The following is a 23,223-nucleotide window of genomic DNA, read 5'->3' as shown; positions in this document are numbered from 1 at the left end:
AGCTTTTTTAATTAACTCTTCTCACTCGAAACAACTTCAACTTAGGAAAATGATTCAAGGTAAATTCTAAAGAGGGTCCCATTAACACGAGTACAATGATTGTTCCCAGACCGACTGTCCCTCCCAACAAATAACCCACTAGAAAGAAGCTGCCGTCCAAAATAATCCGCGCTGTTTTCACTGATACCTTCAAGACTCGCTGCAAGATGATCATCAAGCTTTCGTAAGCGGCAGACCCTGCATTTGCCAGCAAATAAATCCCTGTGCCGATGCCAAAGATAATCGTTCCAGCCAAAATAGAAGGATACTCCAAGACTTGCGGAATCGTATGTAAAAGCCCCGCTGCTTCAATCAGATTTAAACATATTCCTACACCGAATCCGTTTATAACGCTTCCAATTCCAATCATCCGACGATCATAAAAGAAAATGATCACTAAAACAATGGCATTAAAAAGCAGACTTAACGTCCCAAAACGAAACGGAATATGCTGCATAAGCCCTAATACTAAAGTACTTATGGCATCGGCTCCTAATCCGCTTACTACGATCAAACGAATCCCAACTGCTGCTATAAAAGTTCCCACCAGGGCTAAAGTAAATTGTTTTACTAAATGCTCTTTTCCAATCAAATCTTATCTTCCTCACTATCCGCTTTTTTATGTATCGCTACTGTTCGTTAAATTCTACCTTCCCAATTGTATCCGTTTTCCTAACAAAGAGTCAACTATTAAACTCGTTTTAAGCAAAATAAAAAGAGCCGAAATCGGCTCTTTTAGATAGTTTCTCTTTTAAGACGCTTTTTGTAATTAGTTACTTTCGCAGAGAACGGTGCCGCTGCTTCTTTGATCGCGCAATACTTATCTACCATCGTTACAATATAGCCTTCTTTGTAGCGAGGAGGTGTAATGGTTGCGCCCCACATATGTTTAATGATGATGTCGCGTTCCAAAGCAGACAGCTCAGTAATCTTTTCTGCATTTTTCACGGCGATGCGTGGGTGCATGTAGGCATGAGAGCCTTCATCAAATTTCGTTGTATGCCAATCATAGTAAAACAAATCGTGCAATAGTCCCGCGCGAGCAGTTGCTCTAGCGTCGCCATTTAAACGTTTTGCGATTTTATAGCTATTATAAGAAACACTGATTGAGTGTTCCAGGCGTGTCGAATTCATGTGTTGGATGTAATTTGCCAATTTTTGTACTTCTTCGGTAGCTAGCAGGTCTTCAACGTAGGACATATACTCTTTATCGTCTTGCCAATTCATATGATGCAAAGCCCCTTTTCTTTCGTATCTGCCTTGTAGTATAGCACGCTTTCATACAAGAATATAGAGATTCACCTAGCCCTCACTTAACTTTAAAGGAACCTTAATAAGCGCAATCATTTCTTCAAACTTCCTTTACCATCTTAAACATTAGGACTCCGGCAGCCACCGCCACGTTCAATGATTCCGCCTTGCCTTTAATCGGAATGTACAGATTAGCATCCGTCATTTCCAAAATTTCCGGTCGCATCCCTTGTCCTTCATTTCCCATAATTAAGGCAAAATACTCCAGCGCTTCAACAGTCCGATAGTTTTTCGCCTGCTCATCTAAGGCTGTGCCGTACACCGGAATTTGTTGGGATTGAAGCTGTGGAATCAGCTCCTCCAGCTTTCCACCCACTACTGTAAGATGAAAATGACTGCCCTGGGTACTGCGCAAGGTCTTCGGATTATACAAATCCACTGTGCCTTCTCCCAACACAACGCCCCTAAAACCAGCCGCATCAGCAGTGCGAATCATTGTCCCAACATTTCCTGGATCCTGCACCTGATCCAAAAGCAGCCAGGCACCCTCAAAGTTTTCAACCGCCGTCTCAGTTATTGCCACCACCGCTACCATTCCTTGCGGAGCTGGTTGGTCAGCCAGTGTTTTTAAAATTTCATCACTCACTAAGTAGTAATCAGGAAAATGCTCCTCCAGCCAGGTCGCCCACTCGTTTTGTCCCCGCTGATTCACAAAAATTTCTTGAACGTCTGCCCCCGCATTGACTGCTTCTTGAACTAAATGAAAGCCTTCCAGCAAATAGGTCCCGGTTTGGGTCCGGTATTTTTTTTGCTGCAGCTTTTTGGTTTCTTTAATTAATGGATTTTTGATTGATTGAATTTCTTTCAACTTGCGTCACCTCTTTGGCATTATAGCACGCGATTTCTTGTCTCAGCCACAAAAACTGGTTATGATAGTAAAAAAGGGGGAATCGAACCATGAAAATGCATATTAACGTAACCGGCCGCGTACAAGGCGTGGGCTTTCGTTACACCACTCAGCTATTAGCCCAAGAAATCGGGATTACCGGAACCGTAAAAAACGAGGACAACGGCAGTGTCACCATTGAAGCCATCGGAACTGAGGAACAAATGGCAGCCTTTTTAGAAAAGATCAAACAGCCGCCTAACTCATTTGCCCGCGTGGATCAACTGGAACAATATGAAGATTCTTCGATTCAAGACCGTAAAAAGTTTCAGGTAATCTATTAAGAAACCGTTGAAACATCGGCTTTTTTTGAAATTCAATTGAAAAGGGTTGCGATCTTTAGTATAGTATTTCCTGTGTGAAATTTAATTAGCAGAGGAAGAATTAAATGAATAAAATGAAAAAATGGCTTCTAGGAACCGGTCTCCTAAGCCTTGTTGTGTTTTTATCAGGTTGTGTTCGTATGGGCAAAGATGGACAGCCGGATACCACTGGGATCGTCTATCGTTTCTTAGTCGTTCCGTTAGAAGGTTTCTTAGAATGGATGGTTCAAAGCTTTGACTGGTCTTACGGCTTAGCGATTATCGTGTTAACCATTATCGTACGTCTGATTATCATGCCTTTAGGAATCAACCAATCGAAGAAATCCTTGATTCAAACTGAAAAAATGCAAGCCATCAAGCCTCAAGTGGATGCAGCCCAAGCGAAATTAAAAGAAGCTGCTACTCCTGAGGAACAAATGGAAGCGCAAAGAGAAATGTCAGCTGTCTACAAAGAGAACAATGTCAGCATGATGGGCGGCCTCGGCTGTCTGCCGCTGTTGATCCAAATGCCGATCTTCTCAGCTCTGTATTATACAGCCCGTTTTTCAACAGGGATTCAAGATTCAACCTTTATGGGAATTGACTTGGCGAGCCCAAGCTATGTTCTGGTAGTATTTGTAGGGATTGCCTACTTGCTGCAAAGCTACATTTCATTAATTGGTGTGCCGGAAGAACAAAAGAAAACCATGCGCAGTATGATGATCGCTTCTCCATTAATGATCGTCTTCATGACCTTCAGCTCACCAGCTGGTGTCGGACTTTACTGGGTAGTCGGTGGGATCTTTAGTTGTATCCAAACCTTTATCACCAATGTGGTAATGCGACCAAGAATTAAAGCCAAGATCAAAGAAGATTTAGCGAAGAACCCGCCAAAACAAGTGGTTACTCCGCGTACCATGAAAAAAGCCGAACCGGTGAAACCAAAGGCTGTCAACCAACCGAAAAATTCACAGGGCGGACGCAATGCCGGTAAACAAAAACGTAAATAACGCTGAAACCTAGCTTAGCAGCTAGGTTTTTTTGTTTGGAAAATCTTCGCAAACTAACTGGTTGCAAATCCAGACAAAAAAACTGGAAAACATTTCGTCTTCCAGAGTTGAACTATCTTAATAACGGCATGCTGCCGGTTAACTGATTAACTTGCTTCTTCGGACCAAAAAACGCCAAACCAAAATACTGCAATGCCGATTCCGGGATTTCCTTCATCTTTTCGATGTATTCTTCGTAGGTCTTGCAGCTTTGAGCCGCATCAAAGAAATCCACCACCGTTACCTTTTCAAATTTGGGTTCCTCCAGCCGACCCTTCAGCTCCCGTAAGAACTCAGCTTTCCCCTTTAAGATCGGAATCGGAAACTCAATAATCCCTTGATGCTCACAGCCGGTTTGATCCACCACATTTTGGCCGACTACCTCAGGAAATAATTTCCCAATCGTGACTCCCATGACGGCCGTGCTGTTGGCGATGATTCCTAAAGGCATGTCTTCATCTACCACCATGACACATTTTAATTCTTCATTTTTCATGCTGTTCCTCACTATCCTTCATTTTTAAAAAGATCGATTGATACTGGCTAGGCGTTAACCCGATTAAGCGATTAAAATAATTCGTGAAATGACTCTGATCATAAAAACCGGTTTGTTGGGCCGCTGACAATAAGCTTTCCCCCTGCTCCAACAATTTTTTAGCCTGATCGATTCGCAACGTTTCCAAATAGCGATATGGTGTAATCCCTTTATAGCGAGTAAAATTCCGCACCAGTGAATGCTTGTTCAAATGGGCAATTTCACTGAGTTGATCCAAGGTAATCTTCTCCCCATAGTGCTCCTCCAAATACCTGCAAACCGCCTCCACTTCTTGCTTAGCAGCCGGAGCAGTTACACGATTCATGGAAGTAAAATTCTGTAACAGCTCTTCCATCAGAAGATAAAACAGGGCTTCCTTCTCATGATCATTCTGCTCAGCCATCACTAGTTGATGAAGATTGATAAAAGCTTCGCTGTTGGACGCTTGCTTTTGAACCGGTGCTAAAAAGTGAGGCAGTTCCTCCTCTGCGCCAATTTCTCGCATAATTTGCTGCATTTTTTCTTTTTGAATGTTAAAACAGCGATAAGTCAAACGACTGGCTGCAAGTTCTTCACAGCTGTGCTTATCGTATGGATTAAAGGTCAAAAGATCCCCCGGTTCGATGGTATACTCCTGTTGATTCACCACTAGACGACGATCTCCTGCTTCGACTAGACCAATTACATAATAATCATGGAAATGATTGGGGAAATTTTGCGAAACGCCAGTGAATGTGTAGGCTTCTATCTGCAGCTGAGGATCGTAGCAAATCTCCTTTTTCGCTTGTGCCATGAACCAGCCTCCTGTCTTTTCCTCATTATATAAAGAGTATACGATATTTTGCTTGGAAAATATTGACTTTTGCTGGATCGAATTTACTCCACCCTTTCGAATGACACTGGCCATATTTCTATTCACGGACAAAAAATTGCCGCACCAATCAACGAAGACTGATACGGCAAACTTGATTTTTTATAACCTGTACGGGATTTGAACCCGTGATTCCGCGCTGAGAACGCGGCGTCTTGACCCCTTGACCAACAGGCTGTTTAACAAAAAGTAGTATAACGCTTCTGGGTTTATTCGTAAAAGATTTCGTCTCATTGATAAAAAAATAAATATGCGTTTATTCAGCTATTTATGTTGTTTATATATCCAATAGGTGTATAATATTTGATGTACGAATGAATCACAGCATTATAGGAGGAACTTATGAAGCTATCAGAACGGCAAGAGAAAATCATCGAAATTGTCAAAAAAGACCAGCCGTTAAGCGGAGAAAAGATCGCTGAGCACTTGGGGATTTCCCATGCTACACTGCGCACAGATCTTTCTTTTCTAACGATGGCTGGTATGCTGGAAGCCAGCCCGAAAGTCGGGTATACCTATACCGGCGTGGGGATTGAACAATTTCTATTTGATAAAATTTTTTCAGTAAAAGTTGGTGATATTATGCTGTCGCCTTTACTGACTCCCCAGGACACATCGATTCACGATGCCATTACCAATATGTTCATGTATGACGTGGGCTCTATCTACGTGACCGACAAAGAACAGCATTTGGTAGGGCTATTATCCAGAAAAGATTTACTGCGGGCCGCCTTAAACAGCAACTTGCAAAATACACCAGTAGCAGTCGTCATGACCCGAGCACCGCATATTCGCACCTGCACGAAAGATTTCACCGTCTTAGAAGCAGGCGCTGTTTTACTAGATTACCAAGTTGATTCACTGCCCGTTGTCAGCGATGACGATCCGAAAAAGATCATCGGAAAAATTACCAAATCCCGTATCTTTAACTACATTATGCAGCAAGCCAAACAAACAGAAACTAATCGATAGGAGAGTAATTAATAATGAAAAAAACTGTGCCATTGTATATGATCTCAGATGCCGTCGGAGAAACTTCTTTAAAGCTGGTAAATGCCGTTGCCGCCCAATTCCCATCAGTTGAATTTGATATGTCCTACCGTTTCCCTTTTATGAAGGATGAAGAGGAGCTGAAAGGGATTTTAAGCGATGCTTTAAAGGATGGTGCCATCGTGGTAACTACTTTGGTCAGCAGCAACTTAACCGAAATAGTATCTGATTTCAGCAATCGGACGGGATTGCAGTACATCGATTTAATGTGTCCTTTCATGGAGATTGTCCATCAAAAAACCGGCGTTTCCCCGCTGCAGGAAGCTGGTACCGTTCATAAGCTGAATCAGGAATATTTCAACCGAGTAGCCGCAATTGAGTTTGCTGTTAAATACGACGATGGCAAAGACCCTAAAGGCTTTTTAGAAGCTGATATCGTGTTATTGGGGATTTCTCGTACCTCAAAAACACCATTAAGTATGTACTTGGCAAATAGTCGTTATAAGGTAGCCAATTTACCTTTAATTCCAGAAGTACCGTTGCCGGAGCAGCTTAAGCAAGTACCAAAGGAAAAATTAGTGGGCTTAATTATCGAACCGGAAACCCAACAAAAAATTCGTACTAGTCGCCTGCATTCGTTGGGCTTACAGGAAAATTCTCGTTACGCTGACATTAAACGGATTAAGGACGAATTGAAGTATGCCTTAGAGGTCTTCGATGACTTAGGCGCCTTCTCCCTTGATGTTACTAATAAATCCATTGAAGAAGCAGCTACGTTGATTGCTGAACACATGGATAGCCATTTGTCAGTCTAATTGGAGGTTTTTATGCTGTCAACCCGTGAAAAGTACTACCAGATGCTGGAAAAGGAATTCAATACCAAAGAAGCAATCTTGACTGAACTGATCAATCTTGAAGCCATCATGCACTTGCCCAAAGGGACCGAATTATACGTCAGCGATATTCACGGCGAGTATGATGCCTTCAACCATATCCTGCGCACCGGAGCGGGAAACATTAAAGAAAAAATCAGCGATTTGTTTCAAGATCGCCTAACCATTCACGAAAAGGATAAGCTGACCATCTTAGTCGCTTATCCCCGTGAAGCATTAAACAACGAACATTTCTTTGAACATAAAGATCAATCCTGGTATCGCAAGAAGATTCGCCAATTGTTAGAATTACTCAGCTATTCAGCGATTAAATACACTCGCTCGAAGGTCCGCAAGGCCTTGCCGAAGCAATACGCCTACATCATTGAAGAGCTGATGTATACCGACACTAATTACCGGGACAAGGCTGACTACTTTGATCAAATCCTGTCTCACCTGTTGGAATTGGATCAAGGAGAACACTTCATTGTTGCTCTGTGCAACAGTATTCAGCGCCTCGTGTTGGATCATTTGCATGTGGTTGGCGATATTTATGACCGGGGGCCGGCGGCGGATAAGATTATGGATCGTTTATGCCAGCAGCCATCTGTTGATGTACAGTGGGGCAACCATGACATTTTATGGATGGGTGCTTACGGCGGATCCCGCGCTTGTTTAATGACCTTGCTGCGAATTGCGGCCCGTTACAATTACCTTTATGAAATTGAACAGGCCTATGCCTTGAATCTGCGGCCGCTGTTTATGTACGCTGAAGAACACTACCAAAAAAATCCAGTCTTTACACCGAAGGAAAAAAATTGCAGTGCCGACTACTCCATCGAAAGCTTAGATACCTTGGAGAAAGTCCATCAAGCCTTGTCGATTTTGCAATTCAAACTAGAAGGTCAGCTGATTAAGCGCCATCCTGAATTTGAGATGGAGGATCGTTTGCTGTTCGATCAGATCGATTTTAATACGGACACCATCGATTTGGCGGGAGAAACCTATCCGTTACAGGGCAGCTGCTTCCAAACACTGCAGGAGGACCCTTACGAGCTTACAGAGCAGGAGTACTATGTAGTCGACATGCTGATGGCCTCTTTCCAGCAATCTGCCAAGATGCAAGAGCATATGAACTTTTTGTTGGATAAAGGCTCTATGTATTTAGTCTACAATCAACATCTTTTGTTCCATGGCTGTATTCCCTTAGACGATGCTGGCAATTTTCTGCCACTAAAGGTTGGCAAAAAATCTTACGAAGGAAAAGCCTTGCTGGAATTTTTCGAAGACCAAATTCGTTTAGGCTGTGCACATAAGAAAAACGACAATTCCAATGCGGACTGGATTTGGTATTGCTGGACGGGGAAAATTTCGCCGCAATTTGGTAAGACAGCCATGACTACCTTTGAACGGTATTTCATTGCTGACAAGAAAACCCACGTGGAAGTGAAAAACAGCTACTACTCCTTCCGAGACAAACGACAAATCTGCGAAATGATTTTAGAAGAATTCGGCTTGTATTCACCTGCTTCACGGATTATCAATGGCCACACACCGGTTAAGGTAAAAGGCGGCGAATCACCGATTAAAGGTGAAGGCATGCTGTTTGTCATTGACGGCGGCCTTTCCAAAGCCTATCAAAAAACCACCGGAATTGCCGGTTATTCATTATTGAACAACTCTTACGGCTTTCAATTGGTTACCCACGAACCCTTTACTTCAGTGGAAAACCTCTTGGAGAAACAAACGGACGAAACTTCCTTGAAAAAGGTAATCGACCAAGAATTAACCCGTATCCTGATCAAGGATACAACTGTCGGGTTAAGTATCGAAGAACAGATCGAAAACTTGACCGGCTTGCTGCTGTATCAAAAAAGCTAAGAAAACTTTCACTCCTCTTCCAATTCGACTTGTTGGAAGAGGAGTTTTTCGGTATAGTTGATGCGAGGTGTTGTTGATGCTATCTGCGTATATCAATATATTTTTAATTTTTGCTTTGATGTTTATGGGCTACTTTTTAACCTATAAGCAATGGTTCACCAATCAAGTCGGTGACGTCTTCTCAAAGCTGGTGCTGCAAATCGCCCTGCCCTGCAATATGTTTTTGAATATTACCAAAAACTTTTCCCGGGAAGAATTTTTGCAATTATTTAGCGGGATGATTATTCCGCTGATTTCCATGCTGCTGACCTTTGCTATTAGCTACCTATACGTGAAAATCTTTAAAATTTCCGCTGGGCGGCAAGGAGCATTTGCCACGATGTTTACCTGCTCCAATACTATTTTTATCGGTTTGCCGATTAACTTAGCGATTTTTGGTGAAAAGTCCGTTCCTTACGTGTTGCTGTACTACATCGTAAATACGACCTTGTTTTGGACATTGGGGATTTACTTAATTGCCAAGGACCATCCGCAAATCGAACAGGCCACCGTCCATTTCCACCCATTGCAGGTGTTGAAGAAAATCTTTTCACCCGCTTTATTGGGCTTTCTAATCGGGATCGGCTGGGTCTTGCTGAGCTTGCCGATGCCAGACGAAGCGGCTACTTTCTTTTCTTATTTGGGAAATTTGACCACGCCATTATCCATGTTTGTAATCGGAATTATTGTTTACAATGTGGGGATTAAAAACCTGAAGCTTAACAAAGATATCGCAGGCGTGCTGGTGGGTCGCTATCTGATCTCACCTTTGATTGTCTGGGCACTTGGTCAATGGATTCATGTGCCGGAATTAATGCTTTCAGTCTTCATTATCCAGTCTGCTATGCCAGTGCAAAACTCAGTGCCTATTCTGGCCCGTTCCTACGGCGGTGATCAAGAATACGCCGCTTCTTCCTTAGGCTACTCGGTGCTGTTGTATCTCGCCTATATTCCACTCTTGCTAAAATTGATTCTGTAATACAAAAAAATCCTTCAGACTACTTGGGCCTGAAGGATTTTTTTGCTATTTAGTAATAATCTTATCGATACTTGCCAAGGCTTCTGCCATGTCAGCAATTTGCGCTAATTGGGTTAAGCGATTGTTGCGGACTTTTTCGTCTTCCGCCATAACCATCGTTTTGTTGAAGTAACGTTCGATCACCGGACGCAGATTTGCCAGCATTTGATAGTTTTCAGCCATTGACTGATCACCGAATTGATCCCGAGCTGCTTTAACGGCATCAAACAATTCTTTTTCACTGTCATTTTCAAACAGAGCCGGATCGACGTGTTGACTGACTGCTTCTGGACTGACTTTCTTCGCCAAGTTAATTACGCGAGTCAAGGCTTCCATTGATTCCTTGAAGTCGCCGTCTTTGGCATGTTGAGCGAAGATACGCGCCGCTTCAAAAATTTGGGTTAAGTCATCTTGTTTAGAAGCTAAAACCGCATCAATTAAGTCATGACGAATGTTTTGCAGCTGTAGACGTTGACGCAGACGACCTTTAAAGAAGTCTACTAACGCTTGTTGATCCTCAGTAAAGTGAATCCCAAAGCTGGCTTCATCAGCGTTGATCGCTTCAGCAATTACTTGCTGAACTTTACGGAACGGGAAGCTCCAGCCTTTGCTCTCGATAATACGGACAATCCCGTAAGTCTGACGACGCAGTGCGTACGGATCATTTGAGCCGCTAGGAATCATTTCCATCGCGAAGAAGGATAAAATGCTGTCCATCTTGTCAGCCACGGCTAACACCGCACCAACAGTTGATTCAGGCAGATCGCCTTCAGCTGAAATTGGCATATAGTGTTCGCGAACCGCTTGGGCTACCGCTGGGTTTTCCCCTTGCAGCAGGGCATATTTTTCACCCATGATGCCTTGCAATTCAGGGAATTCGCCTACCATATTAGTCACTAAATCGAACTTGTAGATTTCTGAAGCTCGTTGTAAATCAGCAAGTTCTTCTTCAGTTAATCCAACTTGTTTGCCAATCAACTGACTGATTTTACCTACCCGCTGCATTTTTTCGTAGATGCTGCCGATTTTTTCATGGAAGGTCACGTTTTTCAATTTTTCGACGCAAGCATCAATTGACAGCTTCTTGTCTTCTTCATAGAAAAAGTCCGCATCTTCTAAACGAGCTGTTAATACTTTTTGATTTCCTTTAACCACGTTGTCCAATTTGACATTATTGCCGTTACGAACCGAAATGAAATGCGGCAGCAGCATACCTGCTTGGTTACGCACATCAAAGTAGCGTTGGTGTTCCTTCATAGACGTTACTAAAACTTCTTCCGGCACTGATAAAAAACGTTCTTCGTAGTCACCCACAAAAGCGGTTGGGTATTCTACTAAGTTGGTTACTTCTTCTAACAGATCGGCATCCAAATCAATTTGCCATTTGTTTTCTTCGGCCAATTGATTGATTTGGTCGATGATCATTTGCTGGCGTTCTTGACCGCTGGCAATAACGAATTGTTCTTTTAATTTTTCTTCGTATTCCTTTGGTTCATTGATGACCGCGTTGTCTCCTAGGAAACGATGTCCACGGGTTTCGCGACCAGTTTTCACGTCTAGAATTTCAAAAGGAATCACTTCATCATCTAATAAAGCAACGATCCAATGAATCGGACGAATATATTCAAAGGTGGTACTGCCCCAATGCATCGTTACTGGGAAAGTCATGCTGGTGATCACTTTGTCCAGTTGAGTCAGGACTTCTTTGCTTTCTTTGCCGTGAATATATTTAGTCACATAGACATATTCCACACCGTTCAGCTCGCGAAAAGTAATTGCATCGGTAGTCAAACCTTGTCCCCGTACGAAGCCTTCTGCCGCTTTGCTCCAATTACCCTCAGCATCCTGCGCTATCTTCTTCGCTGGACCTTTGACTTCTTCTTGGACGTCTTCTTGACGATCAGGAATGTTCGTTACGCGAATCCCTAAACGTCGTGGGGTAGAAAAACTTTCCACTGTATCATAGGTTAAGCTGTTTTCTTCTAAAAATTTTACTACCCGTTCTTCTAATTGCTTGCTGCTCGGCCAAACCACGTGGGCAGGCATTTCTTCCAAGCCGATTTCTAATAGTAGATCTTTTGCCATTTTATTCGCCCTCCTCATGATTTAACAATGGGAAACCTAATTTTTCCCGTTCAGCAACAAAGATTTTCGCAACTGCTCGTGCCATATTGCGGATACGTGCCAAGTAGCCGGCCCGTTCAGTAACCGAAACAGCTCCCCGCGCATCCAACAGGTTAAAGGTGTGGCTGCATTTCAAAATGTAATCGTAAGCCGGATGCACTAAATTTTCATCCAGACAACGTTGCGCTTCTTTTTCAAATTTATCAAAGTTTTCCAGCAGCATCTTTTGGTCGCTGACTTCAAAGGAATATTTTGAGTGTTCAAATTCAGGCTGTTTGAAGATTTCGCCGTATTTTACTTCGTTAGACCATTGCAGATCGTAAACACTTTCCACTTCTTGGATATAAGAAGCTAAACGCTCCAAGCCGTAAGTCAATTCCGCCGTTACCGGATGACAAGGCAGTCCGCCGACTTGTTGGAAATAGGTAAATTGAGTAATTTCCATCCCGTTCAGCCAAACTTCCCAGCCTAAACCGGCACAACCCATTGAAGGATTTTCCCAGTTGTCTTCTACAAAACGAATGTCGTGTTCCAAAGGATCGATGCCCAATAAACGCAAGCTGTCTAAATACAACTCTTGAATATTTTCCGGTGATGGCTTCATAACTACTTGAAATTGATGATGCTGATACAGACGGTTCGGATTTTCGCCGTAACGGCCATCTGCTGGACGACGTGACGGTTCCACATACGCTGCCCGCCAAGGCTCCGGTCCAATCGCTCTTAGGAACGTATAAGGACTCATAGTGCCGGCCCCTTTTTCCGTATCGTAGGCTTGCATCAGCATACAGCCATTGTCGGACCAAAATTTTTGCAATGTCAAAATAATGTCTTGCATGGATCGTTTACTCATTTGTTTTCCTCCTTGATTTTTCTCTTCCAAAAGCATGAAAAAAGTCCCTATGTCTGCAATAGACATAGGGACGTATTAACGCGGTTCCACCCTACTTCCAAGTAAAGTACTTGGCAGCTTTTAACTACTGTGCTCACAAACGCCTGCAAAATTCATGTCATATCCGGCTTCCACTGTCCCAGACTCGCTTGATTGAGGGATGAACTTCTTTTTTTGCTCAACGCACCTATTCAACTTGCTACTATAATAGCGACTTTACCTATACTTTGTCAAATCGTAATTGACATTAAAAAGAAATTTTTTGAAATTCCCCATCCTTCAATTGGACGGTTGAGGTAAAGCCTAACGATTTTAGCAGCTCTTCGGTTTCTTTAAAATGATAATTTAACGTAGTCGTTTCATGACTATCACTAGTGACAATTACCGGACATTCCCGTAATTGCAGCTGCTGCAGCAAGAAGCAGTCCGGATAAGGCTGTGTCCGCCAATGCCGGGAAATCGCTCCGGTATTGACCTCGACTAGGCCATCATAAGTCTGAACAATATCAATTACATTATCCAGAGCGGTCAGTGCAATCTTTTGATAGGCACTGCTGGTATCATCCAGCCAAGGTGCTTTTTCGTTAAACTTAGTAATCAAGTCAAAATGCCCGACAATCTTTGGTTGATGCTCTTTAATATGAGTCACTACGGTATCGTAATAATCCTGCACCAGCTTAAGCTTATCTCCGCCATACCAATCCTGCAGCGTCTCCATCAAGCTCTCAGGACTTTCATCCACTGACCGATAGACGCCATCCCGCGGCGGCAAATAATGAACCGAACCAACAAAGTAATCGTAGCCCACTTGCGGCTGGGGGCTATAATAATCCCATTCCAAGCCTAAACGAACCGTCAAATAATCTTTAAACTGCTCCTGCACAGCATGAACCTCTTTTTGATAGCCGGCCTCATCTGATACACCAGGACAAGATGGGTCAAAAGGAGCCGATGAATGACTGGTAAAGCCGATATCGGTAAAACCAATCTGAATCGCGGCCTCAGCCATAGCCAGCAGCGAATCCTTGCCATCACACCAAGTACTGTGGGTATGCGCGTTTGAATAGAACATGAAACTTCCCCCTATTTTAGCGTTTCTTGTTTTACCTTATGATCAACGACATGCCGTTTGGATAATTCTTGCTGGACTTCTTCCACCGAGATTCCCATCTCTACTAGTAAAACCAGCATGTGATAAGTTAAATCAGCGGCTTCAAAAATAGTTTCCTGACGATCGGCTTTCATCGCACCAATCACCACTTCAGTAGACTCTTCGCCGATTTTCTTCAAAATCTTTTCTAAGCCTTTTTCAAATAAGTAGCTAGTATAACTGCCCTCTTTAGGTTCGGTTTTACGTCCTTTGATTAAGGCGTAAAGGTCAGACAATTGCACCTGCTTTTCGTCAGATTCGCCAAAAAGCATTTCCGTAAAGCAGCTTTCAGTCCCAGTATGACAGGCAGGACCATCTTTTTGAACCTTCGCCACTAAAGCATCCTGATCACAATCAGCAGTCAAAGAAACCAAGTGTTGATAATTGCCGCTGGTTTCGCCTTTGCGCCATAATTCCTGACGGCTGCGGGAATAAAAAGTCATCAAGCGGTCCTTCAAGGTTAATTCTAAGCTCTCCTTATTCATATAAGCCAAGGTCAAGACTTGATCGGTTTGCGCATCCTGAACAATCACCGGGATCAGTCCTTGTTCATCAAATTTCAGTTCCATTTGCTTCCTCCTCTAGACAATTCGCATCGGAATTGCTTTTTCTGCTAATTGACGTTTTAAGTCAGGAATTTTTACTTCCCCATAATGGAAAATCGAAGCCGCTAACCCTGCTTCAATATTCGGCAATTGGAACAAATGATAAAAATCTTCACTATTGCCTGCACCACCGGAAGCCACAATCGGCAACGTAGTAATTTCACTAACAGCTGTTAACAATGGCAGATCAAAGCCTTGCTTCACGCCATCAGTATCCATACTGTTAATCACCAATTCGCCGGCGCCCAAAGCTTCACCTTTTTTGATCCACTCTAAAGCATCTAAACCAGTATCTTCCCGTCCGCCTTTAGCAAAAACGTGCCATTGACCGTCAACCTTGCGAACATCAATCGACAGAACTACGCATTGACTGCCATAACGTTTGGCACCTGCTTCAATCAATTGCGGATTGCGAATAGCGCCTGAATTCACACTGACCTTATCGGCACCGCAATTCAACACTCGTTCAAAATCTGACACCTCATTGATGCCGCCGCCAACTGTCAAAGGAATAAACACTTCAGAAGCCACTGCCTCTAAAATGTCGGTAAACAATCCACGATCCTCAGCCGAAGCCGTAATATCGTAAAAAACCAGCTCATCAGCACCTTGCTCATTGTAAAAACGGGCCAAAGTAACCGGATCGTTCACATCCTTCAGACCAGCAAAGTTTACACCCTTAACCACTCGACCATCTCGGACATCCAAACAAGGAATAATTCGTTTAGCTAACATTAAACTTCCCCCTTGCCGGCTGCCAGTACATCCACTAATTTCAAGTCGCCAGTGTACAGTGATTTTCCAACAATTGCCGCACCGATATTTATGGCCTTCAGCTGTTGAATATCCGCTAGACTAGCCACACCACCGGAAGCCACGATTTGTAAATCCAGCTGATTCAATTTTTGATACAAAGGAATATTGATCCCTTGGCCGGTTCCATCGCGAGAAATTTCCGTAAAGATGATAGTTTTAGCCCCCCAGCTTTGCAGCTGTTGGCAAAAATCAAAGGCTTCGGTTTCAGTTTTTTCCAGCCAGCCTTCCACAGCCACCATGCCGTCCTTAGCATCTACGCCAATGGCAATTTGTTCGCCGTATTTAGTCAGCATTTTTTTCGTAAATTCTGGATCCTTCTGGGCAATCGTGCCTAAAATCACCCGATTAACTCCAGCATCTAAACAATGCTGAATCGTCTCTTCATCGCGAATCCCACCGCCAACTTCCACAAATAAATTGGTTTGCTCGGCAATTTGCTTAGCAATTTCGAAATAATGCAGCTTACCGGCCTTGGCGCCGTCTAAATCCACCAAGTGCAAATACTCGGCCCCCGCCTCTTCAAAGGATTTAGCAAAGGCCACTGGATCATCACCAAATACTACCTGCTGATCGTAATCCCCTTGGTACAGACGAACGACCTTTTGATCTAATAAATCAATTGCTGGAAAGATTTTCATTTTCCCACCTCCGCAAATGCTTTGAGAATCTTCAAACCAACATCGCCGCTTTTTTCCGGATGAAATTGCGTCCCCATGACATTGTCTTTCTGAACAATCCCTGGTACCTTCACTCCATAATCGCTGACTGCTACTAACGATTCTTCGCAATCAGCCGCATAAAAGCTGTGAACATAATAAACATAATCCCCCTGTTGAAGATCGCGAACTAATGGACACTCATCAGTTAACACTTCTAGTTGGTTCCAGCCGATTTGCGGCACCTTCAAATCGATGTTTTTTTGTTGGAAAGCATCGGTCATGGAAACTATTTTTCCGGGAATCAAACCTAAGCCTTCATGACTGCCAAACTCTTCACTAGTTTCAAACAGCAGCTGCATCCCTAAGCATATCCCTAAAAAAGGCTTGCCGCTGGCTGCCAGCTTTTGAATCGGTTCAATCAAGTCTAGCTGCGCCAATTTTTCAATCGCATCGCCAAAAGCCCCAACACCTGGCAAAATAATTTGATCCGCTTCTTCTAAAATACTTAAATCCCGGGTAACGACACTTTTTTCTCCAATATATTCCAACGAACGGGCTAGACTGAACAAGTTGCCGACACCATAATCAATAATTGCTATCATACCTCTCGCCCTTTCTAGACAATCGTTCCTTTAGTTGAAGGAATCTCATCGGGAGCCGCTTCGTTAATCGCAACTGCTTCCCCTAATGCTCGGCCAAATCCTTTGAAGCAAGCCTCAACGATATGGTGACTATTTTTACCGGCAATTTGGTGCAGATGAATCGTTGCTCCTAACTCACGGGCAAAGGCGATAAAAAATTCTTCCACTAATTCGGTATCAAATTGTGTACCAATTTTTTCAGTTGGAATATCCAGCTCAACCACTGCCATCCCCCGGCCGCTGATATCTAAAGCCGTAACTACTAAAGCCTCATCCATAGGCAGCATCATACTGCCATAGCGTTTGATTCCGCGACGCTCGCCTAATGCTTCAGAAAAAGCCCGGCCAATCGCAATACCGACATCCTCAGTTGTATGATGAGCATCTACTTCAATATCTCCGTCACAGACCAAGTCCAAATCAAAACGGCCATGGCGGGTAAACAGCTCCAGCATATGATCCAAAAAGCCGACACCGGTTTTAATTTTTTGTTCCCCAATCCCATCAATTTCCAGCTGCAATTGAATCTTAGTTTCTGAGGTATCTCGTGTTACTTCTGCTTTTCTCATGCGTTCGCTCCTTCCAAAATTTGGTCCACAACTTCCATTAAACGTTCCATTTGTTCTCGCGTACCAATTGAAATCCGTAAATAATCTTTAACTCGCGGCTGGTTGAACCAGCGTACTAAGATTTTTTGGGCTCGTAAAGCTTCAAACAATTCTTCCCCAGCCATTGACGGGTGTTTGGCAAATAAGAAATTGCAGTAGCTGTCGGTCATTTCAAAACCTCGCTGTTTTAATTCCTGCTTGCACCATTCCCGAACCGCAATGGTTTCTTGAATACAACGATCCACATAATCCTGCTCTGCCAAAACGGCTGCTCCCGCTGCTTGGGTCATGGCATTAATATTGTAAGGATTCACACTATATTTGATACGATTTAGATTTTCGATTAACTGACCGTTTCCTGCCGCATAACCAAGACGTGCTCCCGCTAATTGCCGAGATTTTGAAAAAGTTCCCACAACCAACAAATTCTCAAATTGATCAATGTAAGAAACCATCGATTTTCCGCCAAAGTCGATATAGGCCTCATCCACCACCAGCAAACGATCGGGATGCTTAGTTAAAAAGTCGCAAATCACTTCACAGGAAAGCAATAAACCCGTTGGTGCATTAGGATTGGCGATAATCACAGTGCCTTCCAATTCATCGTAATCGGCTAAATCCAACGAAAAATCTTCCTTTAAAGGAACGACATTCGCCTGTGCCTGATACATATCACAGTAAATACTATAAAAACCATAAGTCACATCAGGAAAAGACATCCCTTTTTCCGTAAAGGCTTGGAAAAGAAAAGACAGAATCTCATCACTGCCATTTCCTAAAATCAACTGTTCCGTCTGAACACCTAGCTGCTTAGCCAGCGGCTCCACCACAATTCTAGCCGCGGTATCAGAGTAGCGGTTCAAGGTATGAGCTGCCTCTTTAACGGCCTCCATAACGGATGGTGCCGGTTCATAAGGACTTTCATTCGTGTTCAACTTAATAAAGTCATTTTCCTTCGGCTGTTCACCAGGTGTATAAGGTACTAGGTGCGCATATTTTGAGTGCAAGAAATTCATTTGCTTTCCCCCTTCAAACGAATCGCCATTGAACGAGCATGTCCATCTAAGTGTTCCGTTTTAGCAAACAGCTCAACAGACGTTCCCACTTCTTCCAAGGCTTCCGGCGTATAGTAAAGGTAGCTGCTTTTTTTCACGTAATCGTCCACAGACAATGGCGAATAAAAACGCGCAGTTCCTTCGGTTGGCAAGGTATGATTCGGTCCGGCAAAGTAATCCCCCAGTACTTCCGGGGTATAATGGCCTAAAAAGACACTGCCGGCATTTTTCACTTTTCCTAATAAAGCAAAGGGTTGATCCACTGCTAATTCCAAATGCTCAGGAGCCACTTGATTAGCTAACACAATCGCTTCATCCAAATTCTGGGCTAAGATCAATTTGCCATTATTGTCTAACGACTGCTGCGCAATCGCTTGTCTTGGCAAATCATCCAATTGTTTGTCCACCGCTTGAGCTACTTCATCAATCATCGTTTCAGAAGTAGTAACTAAAATCGCCTGCGCTAACGGATCGTGCTCTGCCTGAGCGATCAGATCAGCAGCTAACCATTCTGGGTCAGCACTATCATCCGCCACAATCAACACATCACTAGGTCCAGCAATCATATCGATGTCCACTAGGCCATAAACCATTCGTTTTGCCGTAGCTACGTAAATGTTACCAGGCCCGACAATTTTATCCACCGCCGGAATCGTTTCCGTTCCATAAGCCAACGCCGCAATTCCTTGGGCGCCACCCACTTGATAAATTTCGTCGACGCCAGCTACTTTAGCAGCCGCCAAAATCGCCGGTGCCAGTTGGCCCTCTTTACTTGGCGGTGTAATCATTACAATCCGCTTCACCCCAGCAATTTTAGCCGGCAAAACATCCATCAACACCGTACTTGGATAAGCTGCCGTTCCACCTGGTACATAAACCCCCACTGTTTCTAACGGTAAAATACGTTGCCCCATCACGATTCCCTGCTCCGAAGTCGAAACAAAACCTTGCCGTACCTGCTTCTCATGAAAAGCCGTAATATTTTCTTTGGCCTGCTCTAATACTGCCAATAACTCTTGCGAAATTTGTTCGGTACTGGCCTCAATCTCTGCTGCCGGAACTCGCAAGTCTGCTAAATCAACGCCATCGATGTCTTGCGTCAGTTGCTTAACCGCTTGGTCCCCGCCGGTTTTCACTTTTGCTAAAATTCCTGCCACCGTCTCAGATACATCCACTGATTCTGACATTTTACGGGCTAAAATTTCTTGGTTGCTATGCTTTACTGTTGAGAAGATTTTCAAATTTCCTGCCTCACTTTCTCAATAACCTCTTGAATCTTGGCTTGCTTAAAGCGCCAGGTCGCATGATTGATAATCAAACGAGCCGAAGACGGTGCAATATCCTGGATCACCTTCAAATCATTTTCTTTTAAAGTAGTCCCAGTTTCCACAATATCGACAATGACATCCGACAAATCTAACAAAGGAGCCAATTCAATCGAGCCATGCAATCCAATCAATTCAATTGACCGGCCAATGCCATCATAATAATCCCGAGTAATGTTTGAATATTTAGTGGACACCCGTAATGGTCGACTCTCATCTTCCACAAAATCATTGCAGGCAGCTACCGCAATCCGACATTCTCCCAGCTTCAAATCTAAGAATTCAATTACATGGGCATAATTTTCCATCAAAATATCCTTACCTACGACCCCGATATCTGCTGCCCCGTGCTCAACATAGATTGCTACGTCACTAGGCTTCACTAAAAAGAAGCGCAATTTATTCTTCTCATCCACAAAGATCAGCTTGCGATTGTCTTCAAAAACTCCTTCGCTGGCAATGCCAGCCTTGGTGAATAATTGATAGACAGTATCTCCCATGCGACCCTTTGGTAACGCAATGTTCAAATACTCCGATTCCTTCGGTGCCGTTTTCTCTCCGACATTGTTCAGCTTCATCCCAAATCCGAGAGCGCCCTGACTTTTCCCTTGCCGTTTCAGCAGAAGGTCGTAGCGTCCGCCATGCAAGATCGTTTCCTTGGAAGCTTTAATGAATCCTTGGAAGACTAAGCCGCTGTAATAATCGGCATCGTTCATAATTGAAAAATCCAATCGCAAACGAATCAACGAAGACAATTCCGGATCAGCTGTCAATTTGTCCCGCAATTCTTTTAATTCGTCCAAAGCTGCTTGCGCTTTTGGTAAAGTCGCCAATAAGCCCCGTGCTTTTTCATAAAATTGCTCGAATTTACCAGATAGTCGCAGTAATTTTCCTAAGTTCTCACTTTGTTCTTTCGGCAAGTCGTATTTTTGAGTCAGCTCATCCATCGCATGAGAGCTTTTATGCTGCAAAGCCTGCAATACTTGATCCCGTTCTTCGATAGGGAACAGCTCACAAATCGCGTTGATAATCCCCATATGGGATAGATCCAGAGTTCCCTCACCCACTAAGGCCAAGCTCTTCCAAGCTAAGCGCAGAACCTCCAGCTCATCTTCTTGACTGATATTATCAATAATTTCCAAGCCAACCTGACGAATTTTCTGGTATTCCCCTTCTTGGCGATCCTGACGGTACACATCTTCCACATAATAAACCTTGCGGCGTTCGCCAGAGGGTGTATTTTTGACAATCGAAATCGTTACATCCGGCTTCAAGGCCATCGTCCGGCCATCATTCCCGGTAAAGGTAATAATCGTACTATCCTTAAAGAAATTCCGCTGCTGCTGATAGCCTTCGAATTCCTCAAAGCTGTTTAATTGGTATAGATGAAAATGGTGCTCTTGATACAACCTTCTTATTTGTAATTCGATTTGTTCCTCTGGACGCAATACATCCCAAAGCTCCTTCATCTATACCACTCCTCTTCCAATATGAAATTCCAATAATTTTATGTTTAAAGTATATTAATCATTTTATCATTAAAGGTCAAGGAAAGCTGGAAATTTTCTTAAACAAAACCGGTATTTTTTCCTGAAATTAGCTAAAAAAAGGATTGCTCATCTTTTTTAGCCAAAATATCCAATAAATTCCGAACATTAACACGTTTATGACGCAAAAAAATCTGCACTACCTTGTAGTAAAGGCAGTACAGATTAGTTTGTTTCTTTATCAGGATTCTCAGGCTTCAGCATATTTTGCCATTCACCCATTTGATCGATGAACTTTTTACTCTTCAAATGCAATCCGACATATTCTTCATACAGTTGATCAATGGTTGCACGAATTGCTTGTTTGGTTTCCGGCTTCAAATTCACACTGCTGATTTTGTCATAGGAAATCGTCGAAAACATGCGGATAAAATAAATCGCTCTTGGTTCGGCATGGTAGCGATGATCATCTAAATGCCAATGATCTTGGCACAAAACACCACTGTACTTTGAAGAAAAATCAAAAGCCCCCGTCGTTTTCCCACAGACAGCGCAAGCTCGCCAATTCAGAGCTACTCCAAAACGCTGCATGATCTGCAATTCAAAGATGTTCAGAATTGTTTCCCCATCATAGCCTTGATTCATCAACTCCAACGCCTGCTTAGTAAAGCCATACAACGCCGGATCGTACACATGATCATCAACCGCCGCATCTACTAAACCTAAAATATAGGAGCCATAAGCATTAAGAAAAATATCTTCCTGCAGCTTGCGTAAGGGTTGTACATCTTTGGCGCTATTTAAAAAGGAAAGGCCATCTTCTTTCAAGTTGCCAATGTAAACAGCCTCGGTAAAAGGCATGATAGCTGATCGCAAGGGATTGTTGGGACGATGAATGCCTTTAGCAAAAAACATTACCTTGCCAGCTGATTCGGTAAAAATCTTAATTAATTTATCTTTTTCCTTGTAATCACGACTAAAAAGGATAATCCCTTTTGTTTCACCTACTTGAGCCACGACCTTCACCTCCACTTTCTTTCTATTATATATGTATCGGATCTGCTCGCAAATAATAGAGGCAAAGCATTGCTTCGCCTCTAGCTTTTTATCTTAATAGTCGTCGTTGCGGTAGCCATAGTCTTGCAGGTAGGTTTTCTTATCGCGCCAATCCTTTTGAACTTTTACCCACAGCTCCAAGAAGACCTTATCGCCTAATAAACGTTCGATATCTTTACGGGCTTGCGTACCAACGTTCTTCAACATTTTTCCGCCTTTGCCGATCACAATGCCTTTTTGACTAGTGCGTTCAACAATAATCGTCGCTTGGATATGCACCTTGTCATTTTCATCCCGTTTCATTGAGTCAGTCACTACCGCCACTGAATGAGGAACTTCATCCCGAGTTAATTGCAGCAGCTTCTCACGAATCAATTCGGAAACAATGAAGTATTCCGGATGGTCGGTGATTTGATCATCTGGGAAGTACTGAGGTCCTTCGGGCATTTGCTCAATCAAGACTTCCATCATATGTTCGACATTGTTGCCTTCAGTTGCTGAAATCGGAATAATTTCTTTAAACTCCATCACCTGACGATAATCGTCAATAATTGAAAACAGCTCATCGGGATGAATTTTATCAATTTTATTAATCAGCAAGTAAACCGGCACTTTCTGATTTTTCAAACGCTCTAAAATAAAGTTATCGCCCGGTCCCCGTTTTTGATCGGCACTGATCATAAACATGATAGCATCCACTTCCCGCAGTGCACTGTAGGCTGCCTCTACCATATAATCGCCTAAGCGATGCTTAGGCTTATGAATTCCCGGTGTATCAATAAAGACCAATTGAGCTTCATCGGTAGTATAAACTCCTTGGATTTTGTTACGAGTTGTCTGAGCTTTATCACTCATAATGGCAATTTTCTGTCCGACGATTCGATTTAATAAGGTCGATTTCCCAACATTTGGACGACCAACAATTGCAACAAATCCAGATTTGTGTTCTGTCATATTTTTAATTCCTTTCTTAAAAAAAGCCGGGCGAACTTCGACAGCTTAAAAAGCTCGT

Annotated in this window: 24 protein-coding genes and 1 tRNA gene; 6 read left to right on the top strand and 19 right to left on the bottom strand. The window is 43.1% G+C overall.

Annotation, left to right across the window (positions count from 1 at the left end; all coding sequences use genetic code 11):
• Positions 1–7: 7 nt before the first annotated feature.
• The 3 genes from JZO70_RS15520 to JZO70_RS15510 all read right to left on the bottom strand — a co-directional run bounded on the left by JZO70_RS15520 (position 8) and on the right by JZO70_RS15510 (position 2,158).
• The gene (locus JZO70_RS15520) at positions 8–631 is read right to left on the bottom strand and encodes a YczE/YyaS/YitT family protein (protein WP_207674578.1); all 624 of its coding nucleotides are present in this window, start codon (positions 629–631) and stop codon (positions 8–10) included.
• 143 nt (positions 632–774) lie between these two features.
• Entirely contained in the window at positions 775–1,266 is a 492-nt protein-coding gene (locus JZO70_RS15515; RefSeq protein ID WP_207674577.1) for an HD domain-containing protein, read from the bottom strand.
• 124 nt (positions 1,267–1,390) lie between these two features.
• Complete coding sequence (locus tag JZO70_RS15510) at positions 1,391–2,158, bottom strand: TrmH family RNA methyltransferase (protein ID WP_207674576.1); 768 nt, start codon at positions 2,156–2,158, stop codon at positions 1,391–1,393.
• An 89-nt stretch (positions 2,159–2,247) separates the two neighbouring features.
• Here JZO70_RS15510 and JZO70_RS15505 point away from each other — a divergent pair, with 89 nt between their 5' ends.
• Together JZO70_RS15505 and yidC are read left to right on the top strand one after the other, a co-directional pair.
• Positions 2,248–2,520: an acylphosphatase gene (locus JZO70_RS15505; RefSeq protein ID WP_207674575.1), complete on the top strand. Its 273-nt coding sequence runs from the start codon at positions 2,248–2,250 to the stop codon at positions 2,518–2,520.
• A 104-nt stretch (positions 2,521–2,624) separates the two neighbouring features.
• The gene (gene yidC, locus JZO70_RS15500) at positions 2,625–3,548 is read left to right on the top strand and encodes a membrane protein insertase YidC (protein WP_207674574.1); all 924 of its coding nucleotides are present in this window, start codon (positions 2,625–2,627) and stop codon (positions 3,546–3,548) included.
• A 112-nt stretch (positions 3,549–3,660) separates the two neighbouring features.
• Here the strand turns inward: yidC and JZO70_RS15495 are convergent, their stop codons facing one another.
• The 3 genes from JZO70_RS15495 to JZO70_RS15485 form a co-directional block, all read right to left on the bottom strand.
• The gene (locus JZO70_RS15495) at positions 3,661–4,083 is read right to left on the bottom strand and encodes a DUF2000 domain-containing protein (protein WP_207674573.1); all 423 of its coding nucleotides are present in this window, start codon (positions 4,081–4,083) and stop codon (positions 3,661–3,663) included.
• A complete protein-coding gene (locus JZO70_RS15490; protein ID WP_207674572.1) occupies positions 4,073–4,915 on the bottom strand; it encodes an AraC family ligand binding domain-containing protein in 843 nt (280 codons plus the stop codon). Before JZO70_RS15490 ends, JZO70_RS15495 begins: the two co-directional genes overlap by 11 nt.
• Positions 4,916–5,098: 183 nt before the next feature.
• Positions 5,099–5,170 (bottom strand) — tRNA-Glu (locus JZO70_RS15485).
• Between the two features lie 165 nt (positions 5,171–5,335).
• Between JZO70_RS15485 and JZO70_RS15480 the strand changes: the two genes are divergently transcribed.
• The 4 genes from JZO70_RS15480 to JZO70_RS15465 all read left to right on the top strand — a co-directional run bounded on the left by JZO70_RS15480 (position 5,336) and on the right by JZO70_RS15465 (position 9,754).
• Entirely contained in the window at positions 5,336–5,965 is a 630-nt protein-coding gene (locus tag JZO70_RS15480) for a helix-turn-helix transcriptional regulator (protein WP_207674571.1), read from the top strand.
• A gap of 14 nt (positions 5,966–5,979) precedes the next feature.
• Complete coding sequence (locus JZO70_RS15475) at positions 5,980–6,798, top strand: pyruvate, water dikinase regulatory protein (protein WP_207674570.1); 819 nt, start codon at positions 5,980–5,982, stop codon at positions 6,796–6,798.
• A 12-nt stretch (positions 6,799–6,810) separates the two neighbouring features.
• Positions 6,811–8,736, top strand: coding sequence for a fructose-1,6-bisphosphatase (locus JZO70_RS15470; protein ID WP_207674569.1), 1,926 nt, complete (start codon positions 6,811–6,813; stop codon positions 8,734–8,736).
• Positions 8,737–8,812: 76 nt separating this feature from the next.
• A complete protein-coding gene (locus JZO70_RS15465) occupies positions 8,813–9,754 on the top strand; it encodes an AEC family transporter (protein WP_207674568.1) in 942 nt (313 codons plus the stop codon).
• A gap of 45 nt (positions 9,755–9,799) precedes the next feature.
• Here JZO70_RS15465 and glyS read toward each other — a convergent pair whose 3' ends face one another.
• The 13 genes from glyS to era form a co-directional block, all read right to left on the bottom strand.
• The gene (gene glyS, locus JZO70_RS15460) at positions 9,800–11,878 is read right to left on the bottom strand and encodes a glycine--tRNA ligase subunit beta (RefSeq protein WP_207674567.1); all 2,079 of its coding nucleotides are present in this window, start codon (positions 11,876–11,878) and stop codon (positions 9,800–9,802) included.
• A 1-nt stretch (position 11,879) separates the two neighbouring features.
• Positions 11,880–12,770: a glycine--tRNA ligase subunit alpha gene (glyQ, locus tag JZO70_RS15455; RefSeq protein ID WP_207674566.1), complete on the bottom strand. Its 891-nt coding sequence runs from the start codon at positions 12,768–12,770 to the stop codon at positions 11,880–11,882.
• Between the two features lie 286 nt (positions 12,771–13,056).
• Complete coding sequence (locus tag JZO70_RS15450) at positions 13,057–13,881, bottom strand: histidinol-phosphatase HisJ family protein (protein WP_207674565.1); 825 nt, start codon at positions 13,879–13,881, stop codon at positions 13,057–13,059.
• Between the two features lie 11 nt (positions 13,882–13,892).
• A complete protein-coding gene (gene hisIE, locus JZO70_RS15445) occupies positions 13,893–14,528 on the bottom strand; it encodes a bifunctional phosphoribosyl-AMP cyclohydrolase/phosphoribosyl-ATP diphosphatase HisIE (protein ID WP_207674564.1) in 636 nt (211 codons plus the stop codon).
• A 12-nt stretch (positions 14,529–14,540) separates the two neighbouring features.
• The gene (hisF, locus tag JZO70_RS15440; protein ID WP_207674563.1) at positions 14,541–15,299 is read right to left on the bottom strand and encodes an imidazole glycerol phosphate synthase subunit HisF; all 759 of its coding nucleotides are present in this window, start codon (positions 15,297–15,299) and stop codon (positions 14,541–14,543) included.
• Positions 15,299–16,018, bottom strand: coding sequence for a 1-(5-phosphoribosyl)-5-[(5-phosphoribosylamino)methylideneamino]imidazole-4-carboxamide isomerase (hisA, locus tag JZO70_RS15435; RefSeq protein WP_207674562.1), 720 nt, complete (start codon positions 16,016–16,018; stop codon positions 15,299–15,301). The genes hisF and hisA overlap by 1 nt, the downstream gene beginning before the upstream one ends.
• Complete coding sequence (hisH, locus tag JZO70_RS15430) at positions 16,015–16,641, bottom strand: imidazole glycerol phosphate synthase subunit HisH (protein WP_207674561.1); 627 nt, start codon at positions 16,639–16,641, stop codon at positions 16,015–16,017. Before hisH ends, hisA begins: the two co-directional genes overlap by 4 nt.
• 14 nt (positions 16,642–16,655) lie before the next feature.
• Complete coding sequence (hisB, locus tag JZO70_RS15425; RefSeq protein ID WP_207674560.1) at positions 16,656–17,249, bottom strand: imidazoleglycerol-phosphate dehydratase HisB; 594 nt, start codon at positions 17,247–17,249, stop codon at positions 16,656–16,658.
• Positions 17,246–18,304, bottom strand: coding sequence for a histidinol-phosphate transaminase (gene hisC, locus JZO70_RS15420; protein WP_207674559.1), 1,059 nt, complete (start codon positions 18,302–18,304; stop codon positions 17,246–17,248). The genes hisB and hisC overlap by 4 nt, the downstream gene beginning before the upstream one ends.
• Positions 18,301–19,584, bottom strand: a complete 1,284-nt coding sequence (gene hisD, locus JZO70_RS15415; protein ID WP_207674558.1) for a histidinol dehydrogenase — start codon at positions 19,582–19,584, stop codon at positions 18,301–18,303. The genes hisC and hisD overlap by 4 nt, the downstream gene beginning before the upstream one ends.
• The gene (gene hisG, locus JZO70_RS15410; RefSeq protein ID WP_207674557.1) at positions 19,581–21,137 is read right to left on the bottom strand and encodes an ATP phosphoribosyltransferase; all 1,557 of its coding nucleotides are present in this window, start codon (positions 21,135–21,137) and stop codon (positions 19,581–19,583) included. Before hisG ends, hisD begins: the two co-directional genes overlap by 4 nt.
• Before the next feature lie 243 nt (positions 21,138–21,380).
• Positions 21,381–22,172 carry a DNA repair protein RecO gene (recO, locus tag JZO70_RS15405; RefSeq protein ID WP_207674556.1) on the bottom strand — a complete coding sequence of 264 codons (792 nt, stop codon included), beginning with the start codon at positions 22,170–22,172 and terminating at the stop codon, positions 21,381–21,383.
• A 93-nt stretch (positions 22,173–22,265) separates the two neighbouring features.
• Entirely contained in the window at positions 22,266–23,165 is a 900-nt protein-coding gene (gene era / locus JZO70_RS15400; protein ID WP_207674555.1) for a GTPase Era, read from the bottom strand.
• Positions 23,166–23,223 lie beyond the last annotated feature (58 nt).

It is taken from the genome of Candidatus Enterococcus moelleringii (genome assembly GCF_017377575.1).
Lineage (GTDB): Bacteria > Bacillota > Bacilli > Lactobacillales > Enterococcaceae > Enterococcus_A > Enterococcus_A moelleringii.
The sequence above is the reverse complement of the archived record's forward strand: the minus strand, read 5'-3'. Positions and strand labels throughout refer to the sequence as shown.